Below are 20442 nucleotides of genomic sequence, written 5' to 3' on the forward strand. Positions count from 1 at the left end.
ACTTGTGCTTGACGAATTTGTGAAGTAGCGTCATAATTGAGAATGATTTTCAACGAAAGGATGGGTGAAATGGCAAAAATCGAAGCAGTCGATATTGCAGCAGGGTATCCCAAAAAGCAAATTATTGATGCCTTATCAGTAAAAATTCCTGAAGGCAAGATTACTAGTTTGATTGGGCCAAATGGGAGCGGAAAATCGACATTATTAAAAAGCTTCACACGAATCCTTCCTGTGAAAAAGGGGAAAATTATTGTGAATGGTTCTGAAATTTCTACATATAGTTCAAAAGAATTGGCACAAAAAATTGCTTTACTGGCACAAAGTAGTGATCATCCGTTGGGAATGACCGTGGAAGAAATTGTTTCTTATGGTAGATATCCTTATCAAAAGCCATTTAGTGGTTTGACTGTAGAAGACCAAGAAGCGATTCAATGGGCGCTAGAAGCAACTAGCTTAGATACTTTAAAAACACGAGAGATTGCTACTCTGTCAGGTGGACAAGCGCAACGTGTGTGGATTGCTATGGCTTTGGCGCAAGAAACAGACATTTTGATTTTAGATGAACCAATTACTTTTTTAGATCCCGCACATCAATTAGAAATTCTACATTTATTAGAAGAAATCAATCGCGTAAAACAAACGACGATTTTGATGTCCATTCATGATATCAATCATGCATCTCGTTTTTCAGATTATTTATTAGGATTGAAAGCTGGTCAATTATTGGTTGAAGGTTCACCAAAAGAAGTAATTACAAAAGAATGGATGCGAGAAATTTTTGAAATTGATGCACAAATCGTTCATTTGCCTGATTCTGACAAGCCAGTCTTTCTAACTTACGATTTACTTTCACGACAGGAGGTAAATCAATGACGAGTAGAAAGAAGAGTCGTTTTATTTGGCTGCTTATAGTAGTAAGTATGATACTTTTTTTACTAGCTGTCGCAAATGGTGTAGCAGAGGTAACGTTGAAAGACTTATGGTTATCTGTTGTTCAATTTGATTCAGCGAATCAAGCACAACAAATTTTACGAACGATTCGATTACCTCGAGTGTTAGGTGCGTTTGTCGTTGGCAGCAGCTTTGCTTTAAGCGGTGCATTGATGCAAGGTGTGACGCGTAATCCATTGGCAGATTCTGGGTTATTGGGAATCAATGCAGGCGCTTCTTTAGCTATGGCGATTAGCTTTGCTTTTTTACCAGCTGTTTCATCTTTTCAAACGTTTTTGATTTCTCTAGTTGGGGCATTAGCAGTGACGATTTTGGTGTTTGGCTTTCTCAAATTTTCCAAAATGGGAATCAATCCAGTTCAGCTAATTTTAGCAGGGGTGGCGATTAGCTCATTCTTTACTGCAATTAGTCAAGCGCTAACACAATTATTTAATTTGCAACAAGACTTAGCTTTTTGGTTTGTTGGAGGAGCGGCGAATATCACTTGGCGACAATTGACAGTTTTATTACCTGTTTATTTAATTGCTTCAGTTTGCGCTTGCTTGCTAGGTAAATCAATCTCTTTGGTTAATTTAAGTGAATCACATGCTGTAGCACTTGGTGGAAACCCACGAAGAACGCGCCTTATCTCTTTTGGAATGGTGGCGATTTTATCTGCAACTGCTGTGGCACTTGTGGGACCCGTTTCATTTATTGGTTTATTAGTACCACCGTTGATTCGTGGGGTAGTAGGTTCAGATTATCGTTACGTTCTACCTGGTTCTTTTTTAGCGGGAGGATGCTTAGTAATGGTAGCAGATTTGGTGGCACGAATGATCAATCCACCATTTGAAACACCTTTTGGCTTGATTATTGCTTTGATCGGTGTGCCATTCTTGCTTGTTCAAGTTAGGAGGGAAGAGGGATGAAAAAATTACGATGGCTGATTACCTTCTTGCTGTTCTGCTTGTTCATTAGTGTTTTACTTAGCTTGATGATTGGGACACCACTATTATCTATTCAACAAGTGATTGATGGGATTACTGGAACTGCGTCGCCAGTTACACAGCTAATCGTACAAGAATTTCGTTTTCCACGGTTGGCAGTTAGTCTTTTGGCGGGAATGTGTTTGGGTGTTTCGGGGTACTTACTGCAAGGAGTTACTAGAAATGAGTTGGCAGATGCTAGCATTTTAGGAATCAATGCAGGAGCTGGCTTTTTCGTCATGCTTTATTTAGGTTTCTTTTCGCAAGCTGCAGCAACTTTTCTATTACCTTTTGCGGCTTGTCTAGGTGGTTTGCTGGCTGCTCTTTGTGTGTATCTTACTTCCTATACTAAAAGCGGTATGTTGAAAATGAACCGAATTTTACTTTCGGGAATTGCTGTAAACGCTGGGCTATCGGCGATGACTTTGCTAGTGACGATCAAAATCTCAAAAGAAAATTACGGTTTTGTAAATGCTTGGTTGGCAGGATCTATTTGGGGTGCTAGTTGGCCTTATGTTTGGGCATTGCTTCCATGGGCCGTTTTTCTTTTGCCACTTGCTTTTTATTATAGTCAACAGATTGGGCTACTTTCTTTTGGACAAGAACGTGCACAGAGTTTAGGGTTACATGTCCGAAGAAGTCAACGGGTGCTATTAATTCTGGCAGTGGGATTAGCTTGTGCTAGTGTTGCTGTTGCAGGTAGTTTATCCTTTGTCGGTTTGTTGGCGCCGCATGTTGCAAAAACAATTGTTAAAAAAGAGAACCATTGGACTTTTGTACTAAGTGGTTTGTTTGGGGCGTTATTGGTGAACGTAGCTGATATTATTGCACGTGTCATCCTTCCAAGTGGTGAAATCCCGACAGGAATTTTGATTGCGTTAATCGGTGCGCCGTATTTTCTTTATTTATTGTTTCAAAAGCAAGCTTAAAGGTTGCGGCACAAAAGGTTGGGCTTCGGAAAAAATGAACAACAATCAAAAATATTTTTTTGTCTATTCGGGAAGTAGCGAATAGAGAGTCCAATATCAACCCTTTCCCTTCAAAAAATCTAAAACGAAGAGTTCAAGCATTCATCTTGAACTCTTTTTCTTTTTGAAAATGAACGTTATTTCCTCGCAACAGCATTGCTATTTTATTCATTTTTCGATACCATGCTATCAAGGAAGGTAGGTTGGAGGAGTGAATCAAACAAAAGCACAATTACGTCAAGCAGGCGTTCAAACATTAAAAGAACTAGCTTCAAATGAAAAAGTAGAAAAAGAACGACGGATCCATCAAAAACTATTTTCGAGTTCAGCATTTAAAAACGCACAAACGATTGGGATAACTTTAGCAAATGAATTCGAGGTAGCAACAGAACCTGTTATCCACTATGCAAAGCAACTGCATAAACAAATCGTGATTCCGAAAACATTGCCAAAGCGTCAAATGGCTTTTTATGAATTGACAGATGAAACGATGCTAGAACGGTCTAGTTTTGGTGTCTTAGAGCCAACAAATTCACGCCTTTTTTTACCTGAACAAATCGATTTATTAATTGTGCCTGGCTTGGTCTTTACGAAATCGGGTTATCGAATTGGTTTTGGTGGTGGTTATTATGATCGCTATTTACAGCAATATCCAAACCAAACAGCGAGCTTAGTCTTTACTGAACAGTTGAATGATGCGTGGTTGCCAGAATCATTTGATCAAAAAATTCAACAATTGTTTATTGATTAATTTTATTACTAATAGGAGGTTTTCATGGATTATCAACAAAAACGAAAAATTCAATTTTGGTTGAAAAAACCAATCTGGACCTATATTTTTTTAGGGATTCAAACAATTGTATTTGTATTGATGTACCTGTTTCCAGAGTTAAAAATAGAATCATTTGGCGGAATGTATGGTCCTTTCTTTGCATACTATCATGAGTGGTGGCGCTTGATTACTCCCATCTTTATTCATTTTGGTCTGATGCACTTTGCAGTTAACTCTGTAACACTTTACTTTATGGGTTCGCAAATCGAAACGATTTACGGACATTGGCGTTTCTTCCTCATTTATTTATTGAGTGGCGTAGCTGGTAATTTAGCTAGTTTTGCGTTGAACCAAGTAGGCGTGTTATCTGCAGGAGCGAGTACGTCCTTATTTGGGATGTTTGGTGCTTTTGTGATTTTAGGATTCCATTTTCGAAATAACCCTGCAATTACACAGATGGTGAGACAGTTCTCGTTATTTATCGTTTTAAGCTTAGTCTTTGGTGGATTTGATACATCGGTTGATATCTGGGGGCATGTTGGCGGAGTTCTCGGCGGACTACTGTTAGGAAATATCTTGGGTTTGCCCGAACAAAGAGGAAACTTTTCGATTCATCAACGAATTATTTCTGGAATGATTTTTATTTTTCTTTTAGTAATTTGTTTGTTAGTGGGTTTAAAAAAGTATGGTTTACTTGTATAATGTGAAGGAAGTGCTTTAACATGGAAAGCTTGTATGACGTACAACAGCTATTCAAAAAATTTGGCATCATCATCTATGTCGGCTCACGAATTTATGATATAGAGTTGATGACGATTGAATTAAGAACGTTATATGACAATCGCTTGATTGATCATGATACGTACATGACGGCATGGCGCATTCTGAAAAGAGAGCACCGAATAGAAGAAAGCCGAAAGAAAGGAAACGTGTAATGGACAAGAAAATTATTGGAATTGATTTAGGTGGAACGACTGCAAAATTTGCAATTATGACTCCAGAAGGTGAAATTCAACAAAAATGGAGTATTGATACCAATATTTTAGATGAGGGTGTACATATTGTCCCTGAAATCATTGAATCAATCAATCATCGTTTAAACTTATATAACATGAAAGTGGAAGACTTTATCGGTATTGGTATGGGAACTCCGGGAAGTGTCGATAGCGAAGCTGGAACCGTTATTGGCGCGTATAACTTGAACTGGACAGAACTACAACCAGTGAGAGAACAAATCCAAGCAGGTACTGGAATTAAGTTTGCAGTTGATAATGATGCCAATGTTGCTGCTCTAGGTGAACGCTGGAAAGGTGCTGGAGAAAATGATCCTGATGTTGTTTTCGTCACATTGGGAACTGGTGTTGGTGGCGGAATCGTTGCTGCTGGCAATCTTGTACATGGTGCTGCTGGCGCCGGTGGCGAAATTGGCCATATCACAGTTGATCCAAATGGTTTTGAATGTACATGTGGAAAACGTGGCTGTTTAGAAACTGTTTCAAGTGCAACGGGTGTGGTGCGTTTGGGCCGTTTCTTGGCGGAAGAATATGCAGGTGATTCAACACTTAAAGCAATGCTTGATAATGGCGAAGAAGTAACAAGTAAAGACATCTTCGAATTAGCAGAAGGCGGCGATCCCTTTGCATTGATGGTTGTGGATCGTGTTTGTTTCTACCTAGGATTAGCATGCGGAAACCTAGGAAATACATTGAATCCTTCAAGTATCGTTTTAGGCGGCGGCGTATCTGCAGCAGGCGAATTTTTGCGTAGTCGTGTGGAAAAATACTTTATGGAATTCACTTTCCCACAAGTAAGAGAATCAACAAAAATTAAATTAGCAGAGCTTGGTAATGAAGCAGGCGTCATTGGTGCTGCATCATTAGCCTTGAAATTTGCGTAAAGATGGAGGCAACTCATGTTTTTTTGGATTAATATTTTTTTGATCGCAATTATTCTGGCGATTGTATTTTGGGAAGCATACTTACGTATCATGGCAAAACGTTCAGCAAAAATGTTAGAAGAAGAAGAGTTTCGTGAAGGAATGCGTAAAGCGCAAATCATTGATGTCAGAGAAAAGGATGTTTTTGATGCTGGCCATATTTTAGGTGCACGAAATATTCCTTATACAGTATTAAAAAATTCTTTAGGCTCAATTCGTAAAGACCAACCTGTCTATATTTACGATCAAAGAAAAAGCTTGAGCATTCGAACAGCTAACAAATTACGTAAAGAAGGCTTTAAAGAACTTTATATTTTAAAAGGTGGCTATGATGGCTGGTCTGGTAAAATCAAAAGTAAAAAAGTTTAATTGACTATTTCTTAAAGGATCGAGAAACTAGCAGAAAGCTGGTTACTCGATCCTTTTTTATTTTTGTACTCTAGCGTGTTTTTCGCTAAAATAAAGAGTGAAAGGAAAGGAGCAAAGAACATGATTCAATTGAAGCGAGCTTATCAAAAAGCAGAAGAAACAGATGGTTTTCGGGTTCTGGTTGATCGTATTTGGCCAAGAGGTGTTTCTAAAGCAGAAGCAAAACTTGATTTATGGCTGAAAGAGGTTGCGCCAAGCACAGAGCTGAGAAAGTGGTACAATCATACCCCAGAAAAATTTCCTGAGTTCTCTGAACGTTATCAAAAAGAATTGTTAGATGAAGAAGTTCCTCACCAAGCTTTTCAAGAATTACTGGCCATTTGTCAAAAAGAAAAACAAGTGACACTTGTCTACGGTGCAAAAGATGAAACAGAAAATCAGGCAGTAGTGTTGAAAAAACGATTGGATCAACAACTAGCTGTTTAAAATAAAGAGAAGGTGTAAGATGCAGATTGGCATTATCGGAGCAGGTCCACGTGGCTTGAGTATGTTAGAAAGAATTTTGCGCAACAATCAAACGAATCAATCACTTCAAATTTACTTATTTGATGTAGTTGGTCCCGGTGGAAGAGTTTGGCGAGTGGATCAATCGACAGACCTATTAATGAACTCGGTTTCACAACAGGTAACATTGTTTACAGATGCAACGCTTTCGACTGATGGTGTTGTTTCTGCAGGTCCTAATCTTTATCAATGGGCAAAAAAAGAGGGCCCCTCTTTCGTTGAGGAACAATCATTGAACAAGCAATCCTTTTTTCTCGCAGAAATGGAGCAGTTAGGAAAAGATGAACATGCAACACGTTGCCTTTATGGTTTGTATCAGCAATGGTTTTTCACGGAACTCAAAAAGGAATATCCCAATGTGATTACTTTCGTTCCCGCACTTGTTGATAGTGTTTCACGAGTGGAGTCTGGTTTTTACTTAGCGACAGATGATACAACGTTTTTTGTGGATCAATTGGTGTTGGCAAGTGGCCATTGGGAAAATGAGTTGATGAATGAAGAAATTGATCTTGCTGATTATGCGCAGCAACATGATTTGTTTTATCAACCGCCAAGTAATCCAGCAGACGTTTTAGTTGTTGATATACCTGCTAATGAACCGATTCTTTTACGTGGATTAGGGTTAGCATTTTTTGACTATATTGGGTTATTGACAGTTGGACGTGGTGGACGTTTTGAAGAAAAAGAAAATCAGTTTATTTATCACCCTTCTGGAAACGAGCCAGTTATTTACGCGGGGTCACGTCGTGGGGTTCCCTATTATCCCCGTGGCAAGAACCAAAAACAGGGTGGCGCGATGGCTCGACTCAAGTTATTAACAACAGAAAATCTAAAAAAATGGCAGAGAAAAGGAGAATTGACTGGTAAAAGATTTTTTGACTTGTTCAAAAAAGAAGTAGAATTATTTTATTATCAAAAAACGATTGAGGAACAACAATTAGCAATCAATCCTGTTGAATTTGAGCAAGTGTTTTTGCTAGAGTCAACAGAAGAATGTTTGGCAAATTATCCGCAATTAGAACCATTTATTTGGTCATGGGACAGCTTGGAACATCCTCTTTCCGCTTTTCCTAATGATTTTGAAAAGGGGGTTCGTTCCTTTTTGGCATGGCAAATCAATGAGGCGGAAAAAGGAAATGACACAGGTGCATTTAGTTCAACTTTAGATGCAATCAAAGACTGGCGTGAACCAATTCGTGAAGCAATCGCATGGGATATTTTTTCAGTTGAAGAATATCGTGAGCAATTGTGGTCTTGGTTCACACCGCTGAATGCTTTTTTAACCATTGGTCCACCTTTGAGAAGAAGCAAAGAGCTTGCTGCGCTGATAGATGCCGATATTTTCCATATTACAAAACCGCCGTTTGAAATCAAACGAGCCAGAGGAAGATTTTGGATTGAAACAGAAAATAAGCAACTCAATAGTCGCTATTTGATTGAAGCTCATTTGCCGATTAATAGTGTGTTCTATTCAAAAAATCCAGTCATTCAAAGTCTGAATAAAAATGGTTTGATTCGTTCTTATCAAAAAACAGAAATTGACGAACATTATTTTTCAGGTGCGATTGATGTAAACCATGCAAATCAAGTTATAGGGGCAAATGGAAAAGTGATTCCCAATTTTTATTGTTATGGGATTCCAGTAGAAGGTGTCGATTGGTTGACGGCTGCTGTGGCACGTCCATACACAGATGCTTGGAATTTAAGGCAAGCAGATTCAATTGCTCGCCATTTGTTAACTAAACAAGAGAAAACAAACAAAAAAGACAGCTAAGATGAACAAGTCGTAAGCGACTTGGACATCTTAGCTGTCCTTTTTTAAATAACTAATTAACGTGCAACGCGTTTACGCATCGCTTTTTTACGATTTTCTTCAATCATTGATTCTTTTTCATCGATTGGATCAATTACAGTTTTTTTAACTGAAGCGACAACACCTGCTACAGCAGCAACAGTTGCTAAGCTTCCGACTAATAATCCAGATACAAATTTTTTCATTAAAAACACCTCTTAATTGTTTGATACCTCTATTATGAAACAAAAACAGAAAAAAGGCTAGTTAGACGTTTATTTGGAAACCTTTACAAAAACAATTGAAAAAAATTACTAAATGTTTTATTATAAATTTACTAAATAAAATCATAGGAAAAGCTGGTGATTACTAAAAACTGTTTCGAAACTTCCGTGTTCTTTTGGTACAATGAAGGATGGATGATAAAAGAGCGTTAGTTATCAATAAAGGAGTGTTTAAATATGTCAATTTTAGTTTTAGGTGGTGCGGGGTACATCGGCTCACATGCAGTCGATCAATTAATCCAAAAAGGGTATGATGTTGCGGTTGTTGATAATCTATTAACAGGGCATCGTCAAGCCGTTCACCCAGATGCACGTTTTTATGAAGGAGATATTCGAGATAAAGCATTTTTACAAACGGTATTTGAAAAAGAAGCAATCGAAGGAGTCATTCATTTTGCTGCAAGTTCTTTAGTAGGTGAGTCAGTTGAAAAACCTTTAATGTACTTCAACAATAATGTTTATGGTATGCAAATCCTACTTGAAGTAATGCATGAATTTGATGTAAAACAAATTGTTTTCTCATCAACAGCAGCAACATACGGTGAACCCGAAATGTCACCAATTACAGAAGAAACACCAACTAATCCCAAAAATCCTTATGGGGAAAGTAAATTGATGATGGAAAAAATGATGAAGTGGTGTGACAATGCGTATGGAATGCGTTACGTGGCTCTTCGCTATTTCAATGTAGCAGGTGCAAAGGCTGATGCAAGCATTGGTGAAGACCATACACCTGAGACTCATTTAGTACCGATTATCTTACAAGTGGCATTAGGACAAAGAGAAGAATTAGCAGTTTATGGTGACGATTATGATACACCAGATGGGACTTGCGTTCGTGATTACGTTCAAGTAGAAGACCTGATTGCTGCACATATCAAAGCTTTAGAATATTTAAAAGCTGGAAATGAAAGTAATTTCTTTAATTTGGGAAGTAACAATGGTTATTCGGTCAAAGAAATGCTTGAAGCAGCTCGCGAAGTTACTGGAAAAAAAATTCCAGCAAAAATTGCACCTCGTCGTGCGGGTGATCCAAGTACATTAGTTGCTTCAAGTCAAAAGGCAAAAGAGATCTTAGGTTGGGAACCAGCATATACAGATGTTAAAGCAATTATTAAAACAGCTTGGGATTGGCATGTAAGTCATCCACATGGCTATGAAGAATAGGAGAAGTGACAATGTCTATCAGTCAAACAATTTGTGACTTTGCAACGCTTTCGATTAGCTCCGGTGGCTTCATGGAAATGGATCGAATTTATCTTCAAAATCGATTATTAAGTTTGATAGGTGAAGAAGCGTTGACGGGAGAAGTCACACCACGTCCAGTAACAGTACCTGCAGTGGATTTGCTGGCAGAATTAGTCCAAGTAGCGAAAGACAATCAAGTCATTTCAGATTTGGCTGCAGAACAAGAAATGTTTGAAGCACAGCTAATGGATTTTTTGACTCCGCCGCCGTCTGTTGTTAATGCTTTTTTTGCACAACACTATGCCAACTCGCCAGAAGAAGCAACAGAATATTTCTTCCAGTTGAGTCAGCAAAACGATTACATCAAAACGCGTTCAATTGCTAAAAATATCCAGTTTCCAGTACAAACTGCTTACGGAGACCTTGAAATTACAATCAACTTATCGAAACCCGAAAAAGATCCAAAGCAAATTGCTGCGGAACGAGAAGCAGTGAAAGTAGACTATCCAAAATGTTTGCTTTGTATGGAGAATGAAGGGTATCGAGGACGTTTAAATTACCCTGCGAGAACAAATCATCGGATCATTCGAATGAACCTAGATGGCGAAAGCTGGGGATTCCAATATTCACCTTATGCGTATTACAATGAGCATTCAATTATTTTGTCAGAAATTCATCGTCCGATGCAAATCAATCAAGATACTTTCCGCCGCTTGTTACGAATTACGGAGGTATTGCCTCATTATTTTGTGGGATCGAATGCCGATTTACCAATTGTAGGTGGTTCTATTTTATCTCACGATCATTACCAAGCTGGACGTCATGAATTTCCAATGGCGAAAGCACCAATGGAACGCTTAATCAAATTAACTGATTACCCACAAGTCATTGCAGGAATTGTGAAGTGGCCAATGTCAGTGATTCGCCTTCAATCACCAGACAAAGAACTCCTTGTAGATGCGGCAACAACCATTTTAGAAAAATGGCAAGGTTACTCGGATGCATCTGTCGAAGTTTTGGCGCATTCTGCCGATGGGACAGCGCATCACACGATTACTCCGATTGCGCGTCGGAAAGATGACTACTTTGAACTAGATTTAGTGTTGCGCGACAATAATGTATCTGAAGAACATCCAGATGGGATTTTCCACCCACATAAAGACGTTCAGCACATCAAAAAAGAAAACATTGGCTTGATTGAAGTGATGGGGTTAGCCGTGTTACCTCCACGATTAAAAATGGAACTTGAAGAAGTGGAAAAATATTTGTTAAACGAAGAAAACCACTTAGCTGATTATCATCGTGAATGGGCAGACGAGTTGCGGGCAGCTCACACAATCACAGCAAATCACGTAACTGAAATTGTGCAGGAAGCTGTTGGTCAAGTGTTCTTACGTGTGTTAGAAGATGCAGGCGTGTTTAAGCGGACAGAAGAAGGACAAGCGGCATTTGCTCGCTTTACTGATTATTTATAATTGATCCAGTGAGGAAGGAGGAAACATCATGGCAACAATTAAAGATATCGCGCAGCTAGCAGGTGTTTCTCCTGCGACTGTTTCAAGAGTATTGAATTATGATTCGGAACTTTCCGTAGGCTTAGCAACTAAACAGAAAGTTTTCGAGGCAGCCGAACAGTTAAACTATACGAAACATAAAAAAAACCTTCCAGCTAATCAAGCAACTTTGCGATTGATTCAATGGCATAATGAAAGTGAAGAGCTCGAAGATTTATATTATTTAGCCATTCGTCTTGGGATTGAGAAGAAAGCGGAAGAGTTGAATGTTGATTTGCTAAAGGAAACTTGGGATTCCATTAGCGAACGTGAAGTTGACGGAACGATTGCTGTCGGAAAATTCGACTTGCAACAACTGGCAGAGTTAGAAAAATCTCAACCAAAATTACTTTTAGTTGATTCTGATGGGACCGCAGTTGGGATTGACTCATTAACTGTCGATTTTTTTTCAAGTGTCCAAAAAGTTGTTGATTACTTTTTGTCATTAAATGCTAAAAAAATCGCAATGTTAACGGGGAAAGAATATACAAAAAAAAATCGGCAATTGTTGAATGATCCAAGAAGACTTGCTTTTGAACAAATCATGGTTAGTGAGCAACAAGAACCCTTTGCCATAATCGAAGCTGATTTTTCGGTTGAGGCAGGTTACTCAGCAATCAAACAATTTTTAGCCGAAACAAGTGAAAAGCCAGATGCTCTATTTGCAGCAAACGATGCATTAGCAATTGGTGCATTAAAAGCGATTCAAGAGAGTGGCTATCGTGTGCCTAAGGATATTGCAGTTATCGGATTTAATGACAGCAGCGTAGCTAAATATGTGACGCCTGCATTATCAACGATAAAAGTTTATACTGAATGGTTAGGGGAGATTGCTGTTGAAACGATTTTACAATTGATCCAGACAGAAGCTCCCGTTCCAAGAAAAATCGTTGTTGGTACAGACTTGATTGTGCGAGAATCAGCGTAACAATCAAGTGAAATGATACCGATCAAAACTAGCGGAATTTTTGTAAGAACCTACTTATCAAGCAATGCTTGTATCAGACGACATTGCTTATGGTTCTTATGAGGCTACGCTAGTTTTTTTGTTGTTATCTCAGATTAGGTTTCCGCTAAAAATGTGCTACAATAAGAAACGATAGTTAATGGAAAGGAATCAAAACATGATTACATTAGGAATTGATACAGCAAACCAAACTTTGGCTATAGGTGTCGTGGAGAACGATGTAGTTCTTGGACAAATTCAAACGAACATCAAACGAAACCATAGCATTACGTTGATGCCAGCAATTGATCAATTATTTGCAGATCTACAATTGGAGCCATCAGCGATTGATCGTATCGCAGTTTCTGACGGACCAGGTTCATATACTGGTCTAAGAATAGGCGTGACGACTGCGAAAACTTTAGCCTATACACTAAAGAAAGAATTGGTAGGTATCTCTAGTTTGAAAACAGTCGCAGCTAACTGTGTGAATGTGGAAGGTGCGATTGTGCCACTCTTTGATGCGAGACGTAAAAATGTTTATGCGGGCGCCTATCAATGGAAAGAAAATCAGCTAGAAACATTGATTGAAGACAAGCATTCCTCATTAGTCGATCTACTCACAGAATTAAAAACACTTGAACAATCAATTTATTTTGTTGGTAGTGATTGCCAAAAATTTGAAACAGAATTAAACGAAGCTTTACCAGAAGTAACAATCAATTTGATTCCTCAATGGGATATCCCAAATGGAACTGTGCTGGCAAATTTAGGAGCACAAGCTGTCCCTGTCTCTGATGTTCAAGCATTCTTACCACGGTATTTGAAAAAGGTAGAAGCTGAAGAAAAATGGCTAGAAACTCATACGCCTGGAGCCGAAAGCTATGTTGAAAAAATTTAAGCAATTAACGAAACATTTGTTCCGAGAATCGTCTTTTTATCCTGCTAAAGAGCTAGAAGTAAATCAAGATACCTATCAAATACGCCAATTGACGACAGCAGACATCAAAGACTTGTTGACAGTCGAGCGAGAAGTTTACCTTGGTGAACTACCTTGGACGCGGAGTGCATTTTTATCTGAATTTCGTTCTCCTTTGGTTCATTTGTATCTGGGCGTCTTTATTAATGAGGAATTAGTGGGATTTATCGGTTCACGAATCATTGGAACAGATTGTCATATTACAAATATCGCCTTGATGTCTCGCTATCAGCGAAAAAGCATTGGCTCGTTCTTAATTGACGAAATAGAAAAGTTTGCTATAATGAATCGCTGTGAGACTCTTTCGTTAGAAGTTCGCGTAGGCAATCGTGATGCGCAAAAGTTGTACCGAAAGCTGGGCTTTCAATCAAGAACCATCAAAAAAGGGTATTATACTGAAAACAATGAAGATGCCTTAGATATGGTAAAAATTTTAGAAAAAGAGTGAAGAATGTTGATTTATCAAAAAGCAGCATTTGATTACAATGACTTGGCAGAAAAACTCTGGTTTATTAGTAATCAGGCATATACACACGGTTCACCATGGACAAAAACACAATTTTTAACAGATTTACAGCAACCTCATACAGATTATTTGATAGCGATTGAAGCAAACGAAATCGTTGGCTTCTTAGGTTTTAGCCGTGTGGTTGATGAAGTTGAAATTACCAATATTGCAGTAAATTTAACCTCACAAGGAAAAGGTCATGCACGACAATTACTGAAAGCATTAATTCAGCAAGAAAAAGCAAATGATGTGTTTCAAGTTTTTCTAGAAGTTCGTAAATCAAATGAACGGGCAAAATGTCTGTATGAATCAGAAAAATTTCGAGTATTGGGTATTCGTAAATCTTATTACCAACAACCGGTAGAAGATGCCTTTATTATGAGTACCAAGTTAAAGACGGAGACGATGAAATGAATAGAGAATTGATTCTTGCGATTGAATCAAGTTGTGACGAAACAAGTGTTGCTGTTGTAGAAAATGGCACGAAAATCTTGTCGAATATTGTCGCATCACAAATAAATAGTCATAAACGATTTGGTGGCGTTGTACCAGAAGTTGCTAGTAGACACCACGTAGAACAAATCACACTTTGTATAGATGAAGCTTTGGCTGAAGCGGAGGTAACAGTAGCTGAACTTTCAGCGGTCGCAGTTACTTACGGACCAGGATTAGTTGGTTCTTTATTAATTGGTATTTCTGCTGCTAAAGCATTTGCATGGGCAAATAACTTACCTTTGGTCCCCGTTAATCACATGGCAGGTCATATCTATGCTGCACGCTTTGTTAAACCGTTTGAATTTCCGCTAATCGCCTTGCTAGTTAGTGGTGGGCATACGGAACTGGTTTATATGCAAGAAGATGGTTCTTATGAAATTATTGGGGAAACACGGGATGATGCAGCTGGTGAAGCGTATGATAAAGTTGGACGCGTCCTCGGGTTAAGTTATCCAAGTGGAAAAGAAATTGATGAATTAGCGCATCATGGAAAAGATAATTATCATTTTCCAAGGGCGATGATCCATGAAGCAAACTATGATTTTAGTTTTAGTGGATTGAAAAGTGCGTTCATCAACTTAGTTCATAATGCAGAACAGCGTGGGGAAGAGCTAGATAAAAATGACTTAGCGGCTAGCTTTCAAGCAAGTGTTGTTGAAGTGCTAGTGACCAAAACATTACGAGCATGTAAAGAATTTCCAGTGAAACAATTAGTTGTTGCTGGGGGCGTTGCTGCTAATCAAGGGCTTCGTGAAGGATTAGCGACAGCTTTAGCGAAAGAATTGCCAGAAGTTGAATTGATTATCCCACCACTGCGTTTATGTGGGGATAATGCAGCGATGATTGGGGCAGCAGCCCATGTTGAACGGCAAAAGGGAACCGCTGCTGATTTGCAATTGAATGCAAATCCTAGCTTGGTTTTGTAAAAACGGCTTGCTAGGTAAAGAAGAGTTTGTAGAGGAAATGCCCAGCTCGAATAAATAAGGATAAATTACCAGAAATTGTTTCTCGAATTTTTGAGTAAGTTGGACTTATTTTGAAGAAGTTATTTCTTGAACACAGAGGATAAGCCTATGGCGCAAAACGTTTAGCTTTAAGTAATAAGGAATCTTTTCTAAAAACAGCTTTCCATATTTTTGTGAAAAGAGGACTTATTACTGAAGAAGTTTCTTTGAAAATACCGCTTATTAGAAAAAAGGAGAGGCGACATTTTGTCGCATCTCCTTTTTTCTTTTACTCATTAGCATCTCGCAATGCAGGAGTTACAGCTGTTTTGCAAAAGGTAAATTGTTTTTTTCGATAATCAAGTAACCCGCTGTCACGTAATTGTTTGATGACTTGTCCAGCAGTTTCTCTGGTAGTTCCGCTATTAACAGCTAACTCTTTTAAAGTGATTGGGTAGGGGATACAAATGTGTCCATCTTCTGTTGGAACACCAAGTTCTTCTTTTAAAATAAATAAATTTTGCTTCACTCGATCAAAGGCGCTGGAAGTTAATCCAATTTGAATTCGTAATTCGTGCATCTCGACAACTTTTGAAATTTTATGGATAAGTGCAATCAATTGTTCAGAATTATTTCGCGCAAGTTTTTCATAAAAGCTAACAGGCAAGTAAAAGGTATCAATATCCGTCATTGCTTGTGCGGTGTAAGCGTAAGCTTGTGCTTCAAAAATTCCCGCCATAGGAAATAATGTGTTTGCATTTACGTAGTCATAATAGTAATAAGTGGCACTTTCATCATAGCGTTCAAGACGAACGAGTCCTTTCGTTAAAATATAAAAGCGTTGACGCTCGTCGCCTTCATCAAAAAGGATTTGGCCCTTTTTGTAGGAACGAAGGACGGTATGTTCCTTAATCAATTGAAATTCTTCGTCAGTAAAATGCATGAAGTCTGGTTGGTATCTTAACTTGGAAAAATGGTAATCAATTTTAGTTATTCGCATGTCAAACCTCTCTCCTTATTTCTTCACTATTACTATTGTCCCGTTTTTCACTTGATTTGTAAAGACAAAGAAATAACGATAATTATAAGCAGTTTTGGTAGAGTAAAAAAATTTTTTGTTATTAAAGAAAAAATATTCATTAATAATCAGCTTAAATGAATATTAGGCGATTTGTTTATAATATATTGCATAAAAAATGCAATTAATACATAAGTAAACGCTAACAACGCTATTAATTCAATAATTTTTTTATATTCAGAAATATTTTTTTCATGAATAAATATTTTTTTTCGAGTGTTTTTGTCTGTAAAGAATGAATAAAACTTAATAAAATGAAGAAAAACGTTTAATTATTTAATAACGGAATATTAACGTGAAGAATCTCTCGTTTTGAATGCAAAGAAATTATGAAAAGGGTTACAAAATGACGGTATTCTATACATGTAATCAAAACGAAGGAGGCAACACAACATGGATAAACCAATTCACGTTTTCTCTGAAATAGGGAAGTTAAAAACCGTTTTATTAAAACGGCCTGGACAGGAAGTTGAAAACTTGACACCAGATATTATGGACCGTCTATTATTTGATGACATTCCGTATCTTCCGATTGCTCAAGAGGAACATGACTTATTTGCTAAGACGTTACAAAATGAAGGCGTTGAAACACTTTATTTAGAAAAACTCGCTGCAGAAGCAATTGATGCAGGCAATGTGAAAGAGCAATTCCTAAACAAAATGTTAGACGAATCGCACATTGCATCAAATGCTGTGAGAGATGGTCTTCATGAGTTCCTTCTATCAATGGAAACACAAGAAATGGTAGATAAAATTATGGCAGGTGTTCGTACGAAAGACATCGAAGTTCGTTCAAACAGTTTGTACGACTTGTCAGCAGACGATGAATATCCATTCTACATGGATCCAATGCCAAACCTATACTTTACAAGAGATCCATCCGCATCAATCGGAAATGGGATGACTGTAAACCGTATGACTTTTGAAGCACGTCGTCGTGAGTCAATGTTCACGGAATATATTTTGAACCATCACCCACGCTTTGCAAATAAAGGTGTTGAAGTTTGGTTAGATCGTGATACTACTGAACACATTGAAGGCGGAGATGAATTAGTCTTAAGTGACAAAGTTGTCGCAGTAGGGATTTCACAAAGAACCAACGCGAAAGCTTTGGAAACAATGGCACGTCGCTTATTTGCTAAAAATTCAGGATTTGAAAAAGTGCTAGCAATCAAGATTCCGAATAATCGTGCCATGATGCATTTGGATACAGTGTTTACCATGGTTGACTATGATAAATTCACAATTCATCCAGCTATTCAAAGTAAAAACGGAAAAATCGATGTCTTTACAATCGTTCCAGATGGTGATGACATCAAGATCACTCATTCTGATGATCTACATGCAACATTGAAAGATGCTTTAGGATTAGATGATCTAGTCTTGATCCCAACTGGTAATGGCGATGCAATCGTTGCTCCACGTGAACAATGGAATGATGGCTCAAATACTTTAGCTATTGCACCAGGTGTGGTTGTCACTTATAACCGTAACTATGTATCAAATGAATTACTAAGAAGCTACGGCATCAAAGTGTTGGAAATCAATTCAAGTGAATTGTCTCGTGGCCGTGGTGGTCCACGTTGCATGAGCCAACCGCTTGTACGTGAAGATTTGAAATAAGTTTGAGTATTCCAGCGACGGTCCTACTCTACTGTCAGCTGTCGCTGGAATTTCCTCTTAAATCAATGAAATTCCGTCTTAAATTATAAAAACAAACTAAAGGAGAATGTTTTATTATGAAAGAATCAGTATTTCAAGGAAGAAGCTTATTAGCAGAAAAAGATTTTACTAAAGAAGAGTTACAATATTTAATTGATTTCTCTCAACATTTAAAAGATTTGAAAAAACGTGGAATTCCACATCATTATTTAGAAGGCAAAAACATTGCCTTATTATTTGAAAAAACTTCTACACGTACACGTGCAGCTTTTACAACTGCAGCTGTTGACTTAGGCGCTCATCCAGAATACTTAGGTGCAAATGATATCCAATTAGGTAAAAAAGAATCAACAGAAGATACAGCTAAAGTCTTGGGTAGTATGTTTGACGGTATTGAATTCCGTGGCTTCAGCCAAAAAATGGTTGAAGAACTTGCTGAATTCTCAGGTGTTCCAGTTTGGAATGGTTTAACTGACGAATGGCATCCAACACAAATGATCGCCGATTTCTTAACCATCCAAGAAAACTTCGGAAAAGTTGAAGGAATCACTGTTGCTTACTGTGGTGATGGCCGTAACAACATGGCAAACTCATTATTAGTAACTGGTGCTATTCTAGGAACAAATATGCGTATCGTTGCACCAAAAGAACTACAACCAGAAGAAGAAATCGTGAAATTAGCAGAAGGCTTTGCAGCTAAATCAGGTGCAAAACTAATGATTACTGACGATGTTGATAAAGGTGTTGACGGCGTTGACGTACTTTATTCAGACGTATGGGTATCAATGGGTGAAGAAGACAAATTTGAAGAACGTATCAAATTGTTGAAACCTTACCAAATCAACATGGAAATGGTTGAAAAAACACATAACACAGATCGCTTGATCTTCTTGCATTGCTTACCAGCATTCCATGACACAAACACTGTGTATGGTGAACAAATGAAAGAACGCTTCGGTATTACTGAAATGGAAGTAACTGATGAAGTCTTCCGCAGCAAATATGCACGTCAATTTGAACAAGCTGAAAACCGTATGCACTCAATTAAAGCAATTATGGCTGCAACATTAGGCAACTTGTTTATCCCTCGCGTTTAATAAACCACATTCATCTCATGTACAAAACGAGGCAGAGGACGCAAGTACTTGCTGCCTCGTTTTGTCATTGATTAACATTGTCTGAAGAAAGGGCGAATAATATGGCAAATCGAAAAGTTGTTGTCGCTTTAGGCGGTAACGCAATTTTATCAACTGATGCAAGTGCAAAAGCACAACAAGAAGCATTGATGGAAACAGCAAAATACTTAGTAAAATTTATTGAACAAGGTGACGAGTTGATTATTTCTCATGGGAATGGTCCACAAGTCGGTAACTTATTGATCCAACAACAAGCAGCTGATTCTGAAAAAACACCAGCGATGCCATTAGACACTTGTGTTGCAATGACTGAAGGTTCTATTGGTTATTGGTTACAAAATGCAATGGGTGAAGTATTGAAACAAAAAGGAATTGATAAAGATGTTGTATCTTTAGTCACGCAAGTTATCGTAGATGAAAACGATCCGTCTTTCAAAAACCCAACAAAACCAATTGGTCCGTTCTATTCAGAAGAGGAAGCTACTGCACAAATGAAAGCAGATTCAAACGTAACGTTTAAGGAAGATGCTGGTCGTGGTTGGCGTAAAGTAGTTGCTTCGCCAAAACCAATTTCAATCAAAGAAGCACGTGTAATTGAAGCATTGGTTGATCAAGGCGTAGTTACTGTTTCTGTTGGTGGCGGTGGTATTCCGGTAGTTGAAACAGCCACTGGTTTAGAAGGTCGCGAAGCGGTAATCGATAAAGACTTTGCTTCAGAAAAATTGGCAGAAATCATTGATGCCGATTTATTGATTGTTTTAACTGGTGTGGACAATGTTTATGTGAACTATCAAAAACCGGACCAAAAGAAATTGGAAACTGTAACTATTTCAGAAATGAAACAATATATCAGTGAAGATCAATTTGCTCCTGGTAGCATGCTGCCAAAAGTTGAAGCAGCTATTCAATTTGTAGAAGCTCGACCAAATGCAAAAGCAATCATCACTTCTTTAGAAAACATTGAAAACTTACTAGCTTCTGAAGAAGGAACGATTGTTGTTGCTGATTAATTTGTTAAGTCTTTCGTGTAAACGAAATGATTTATAGCTATTCTTGCCCAGATGGAGTTTCTTCTCCTTTAGACCATCTGGGCAGTTTTTTTTATAAAGGAGCTAGCCAGAAATGTTTTTTTCTGCTATAATTCAAAGCAGTTTAATACTTTTATGATTTGTTGAACAAGAGAGTACTTGTGCTGATTCTTGCTGAGCGAGTTCGGATGATTGGTGGGAGCCGAATGAAGAAGACACAACGAAGCGCACTTGGAGAATTTCTGTCTTTGAGTTAATCAAAGCGGACGGTCATCTACCGATAGCAGATTGAGTAGGTCTTGATGTATAAGACAACTGGAGTGG

At 38.1% G+C, this 20442-nt stretch carries 22 protein-coding genes; 20 read left to right on the forward strand and 2 right to left on the reverse strand.

What is annotated here, in order from left to right; genetic code table 11:
- The first annotated feature begins 42 nt into the window (after window positions 1–42).
- From IGJ66_RS04750 to IGJ66_RS04795, 10 genes are all read left to right on the forward strand, one after another.
- Entirely contained in the window at window positions 43–873 is an 831-nt protein-coding gene (locus IGJ66_RS04750; RefSeq protein ID WP_416347379.1) for an ABC transporter ATP-binding protein, read from the forward strand.
- Window positions 870–1859: a FecCD family ABC transporter permease gene (locus IGJ66_RS04755; RefSeq protein WP_430616897.1), complete on the forward strand. Its 990-nt coding sequence runs from the start codon at window positions 870–872 to the stop codon at window positions 1857–1859. Before IGJ66_RS04750 ends, IGJ66_RS04755 begins: the two co-directional genes overlap by 4 nt.
- Window positions 1856–2845 (forward strand): FecCD family ABC transporter permease, encoded by a 990-nt coding sequence (locus IGJ66_RS04760; protein WP_430616898.1) that lies wholly within the window; start codon window positions 1856–1858, stop codon window positions 2843–2845. The genes IGJ66_RS04755 and IGJ66_RS04760 overlap by 4 nt, the downstream gene beginning before the upstream one ends.
- Before the next feature lie 250 nt (window positions 2846–3095).
- Entirely contained in the window at window positions 3096–3635 is a 540-nt protein-coding gene (locus tag IGJ66_RS04765) for a 5-formyltetrahydrofolate cyclo-ligase (protein ID WP_271027043.1), read from the forward strand.
- A gap of 24 nt (window positions 3636–3659) precedes the next feature.
- Window positions 3660–4358 (forward strand): rhomboid family intramembrane serine protease, encoded by a 699-nt coding sequence (locus IGJ66_RS04770; protein WP_075491106.1) that lies wholly within the window; start codon window positions 3660–3662, stop codon window positions 4356–4358.
- A gap of 20 nt (window positions 4359–4378) precedes the next feature.
- Window positions 4379–4591 carry a YqgQ family protein gene (locus IGJ66_RS04775; protein ID WP_067484177.1) on the forward strand — a complete coding sequence of 71 codons (213 nt, stop codon included), beginning with the start codon at window positions 4379–4381 and terminating at the stop codon, window positions 4589–4591.
- Complete coding sequence (locus IGJ66_RS04780) at window positions 4591–5553, forward strand: ROK family glucokinase (RefSeq protein ID WP_067484179.1); 963 nt, start codon at window positions 4591–4593, stop codon at window positions 5551–5553. Before IGJ66_RS04775 ends, IGJ66_RS04780 begins: the two co-directional genes overlap by 1 nt.
- A gap of 15 nt (window positions 5554–5568) precedes the next feature.
- Entirely contained in the window at window positions 5569–5961 is a 393-nt protein-coding gene (locus tag IGJ66_RS04785) for a rhodanese-like domain-containing protein (RefSeq protein WP_067484181.1), read from the forward strand.
- 120 nt (window positions 5962–6081) lie between these two features.
- Window positions 6082–6447 carry a DUF488 domain-containing protein gene (locus IGJ66_RS04790; protein ID WP_067484182.1) on the forward strand — a complete coding sequence of 122 codons (366 nt, stop codon included), beginning with the start codon at window positions 6082–6084 and terminating at the stop codon, window positions 6445–6447.
- A gap of 19 nt (window positions 6448–6466) precedes the next feature.
- Window positions 6467–8299: an FAD/NAD(P)-binding protein gene (locus IGJ66_RS04795; RefSeq protein WP_430616899.1), complete on the forward strand. Its 1833-nt coding sequence runs from the start codon at window positions 6467–6469 to the stop codon at window positions 8297–8299.
- Window positions 8300–8355: 56 nt separating this feature from the next.
- Here IGJ66_RS04795 and IGJ66_RS04800 read toward each other — a convergent pair whose 3' ends face one another.
- Window positions 8356–8523 carry a DUF3042 family protein gene (locus IGJ66_RS04800; protein WP_067484184.1) on the reverse strand — a complete coding sequence of 56 codons (168 nt, stop codon included), beginning with the start codon at window positions 8521–8523 and terminating at the stop codon, window positions 8356–8358.
- A 255-nt stretch (window positions 8524–8778) separates the two neighbouring features.
- Between IGJ66_RS04800 and galE the strand changes: the two genes are divergently transcribed.
- The 7 genes from galE (at window position 8779) to tsaD (ending at window position 15196) form a co-directional block, all read left to right on the forward strand.
- The gene (gene galE / locus IGJ66_RS04805; RefSeq protein WP_430616900.1) at window positions 8779–9768 is read left to right on the forward strand and encodes a UDP-glucose 4-epimerase GalE; all 990 of its coding nucleotides are present in this window, start codon (window positions 8779–8781) and stop codon (window positions 9766–9768) included.
- Between the two features lie 11 nt (window positions 9769–9779).
- Window positions 9780–11264, forward strand: coding sequence for a UDP-glucose--hexose-1-phosphate uridylyltransferase (gene galT, locus IGJ66_RS04810; protein WP_430616901.1), 1485 nt, complete (start codon window positions 9780–9782; stop codon window positions 11262–11264).
- A gap of 28 nt (window positions 11265–11292) precedes the next feature.
- The gene (locus tag IGJ66_RS04815) at window positions 11293–12270 is read left to right on the forward strand and encodes a LacI family DNA-binding transcriptional regulator (protein ID WP_067484187.1); all 978 of its coding nucleotides are present in this window, start codon (window positions 11293–11295) and stop codon (window positions 12268–12270) included.
- 196 nt (window positions 12271–12466) lie between these two features.
- Window positions 12467–13189: a tRNA (adenosine(37)-N6)-threonylcarbamoyltransferase complex dimerization subunit type 1 TsaB gene (tsaB, locus tag IGJ66_RS04820; protein WP_430616902.1), complete on the forward strand. Its 723-nt coding sequence runs from the start codon at window positions 12467–12469 to the stop codon at window positions 13187–13189.
- Entirely contained in the window at window positions 13173–13715 is a 543-nt protein-coding gene (rimI, locus tag IGJ66_RS04825) for a ribosomal protein S18-alanine N-acetyltransferase (RefSeq protein ID WP_067484191.1), read from the forward strand. The genes tsaB and rimI (IGJ66_RS04825) overlap by 17 nt, the downstream gene beginning before the upstream one ends.
- A gap of 6 nt (window positions 13716–13721) precedes the next feature.
- A complete protein-coding gene (gene rimI / locus IGJ66_RS04830; protein WP_430617017.1) occupies window positions 13722–14189 on the forward strand; it encodes a ribosomal protein S18-alanine N-acetyltransferase in 468 nt (155 codons plus the stop codon).
- Window positions 14186–15196, forward strand: coding sequence for a tRNA (adenosine(37)-N6)-threonylcarbamoyltransferase complex transferase subunit TsaD (tsaD, locus tag IGJ66_RS04835; protein ID WP_067484193.1), 1011 nt, complete (start codon window positions 14186–14188; stop codon window positions 15194–15196). Before rimI (IGJ66_RS04830) ends, tsaD begins: the two co-directional genes overlap by 4 nt.
- Window positions 15197–15503: 307 nt before the next feature.
- On the opposite strand, the gene IGJ66_RS04840 is transcribed toward tsaD, so the two are convergent.
- Window positions 15504–16214 carry a Crp/Fnr family transcriptional regulator gene (locus IGJ66_RS04840; RefSeq protein WP_067484195.1) on the reverse strand — a complete coding sequence of 237 codons (711 nt, stop codon included), beginning with the start codon at window positions 16212–16214 and terminating at the stop codon, window positions 15504–15506.
- Between the two features lie 471 nt (window positions 16215–16685).
- Here IGJ66_RS04840 and arcA point away from each other — a divergent pair, with 471 nt between their 5' ends.
- From arcA to arcC, 3 genes are all read left to right on the forward strand, one after another.
- The gene (arcA, locus tag IGJ66_RS04845; RefSeq protein WP_067484197.1) at window positions 16686–17915 is read left to right on the forward strand and encodes an arginine deiminase; all 1230 of its coding nucleotides are present in this window, start codon (window positions 16686–16688) and stop codon (window positions 17913–17915) included.
- A 116-nt stretch (window positions 17916–18031) separates the two neighbouring features.
- Complete coding sequence (argF, locus tag IGJ66_RS04850) at window positions 18032–19051, forward strand: ornithine carbamoyltransferase (protein WP_067484199.1); 1020 nt, start codon at window positions 18032–18034, stop codon at window positions 19049–19051.
- Between the two features lie 101 nt (window positions 19052–19152).
- Window positions 19153–20100: a carbamate kinase gene (arcC, locus tag IGJ66_RS04855; protein ID WP_067484201.1), complete on the forward strand. Its 948-nt coding sequence runs from the start codon at window positions 19153–19155 to the stop codon at window positions 20098–20100.
- The last annotated feature ends 342 nt before the right edge of the window (window positions 20101–20442 follow it).

Source organism: Enterococcus sp. DIV0176, assembly GCF_050528535.1.
GTDB lineage: Bacteria > Bacillota > Bacilli > Lactobacillales > Enterococcaceae > Enterococcus_B > Enterococcus_B thailandicus.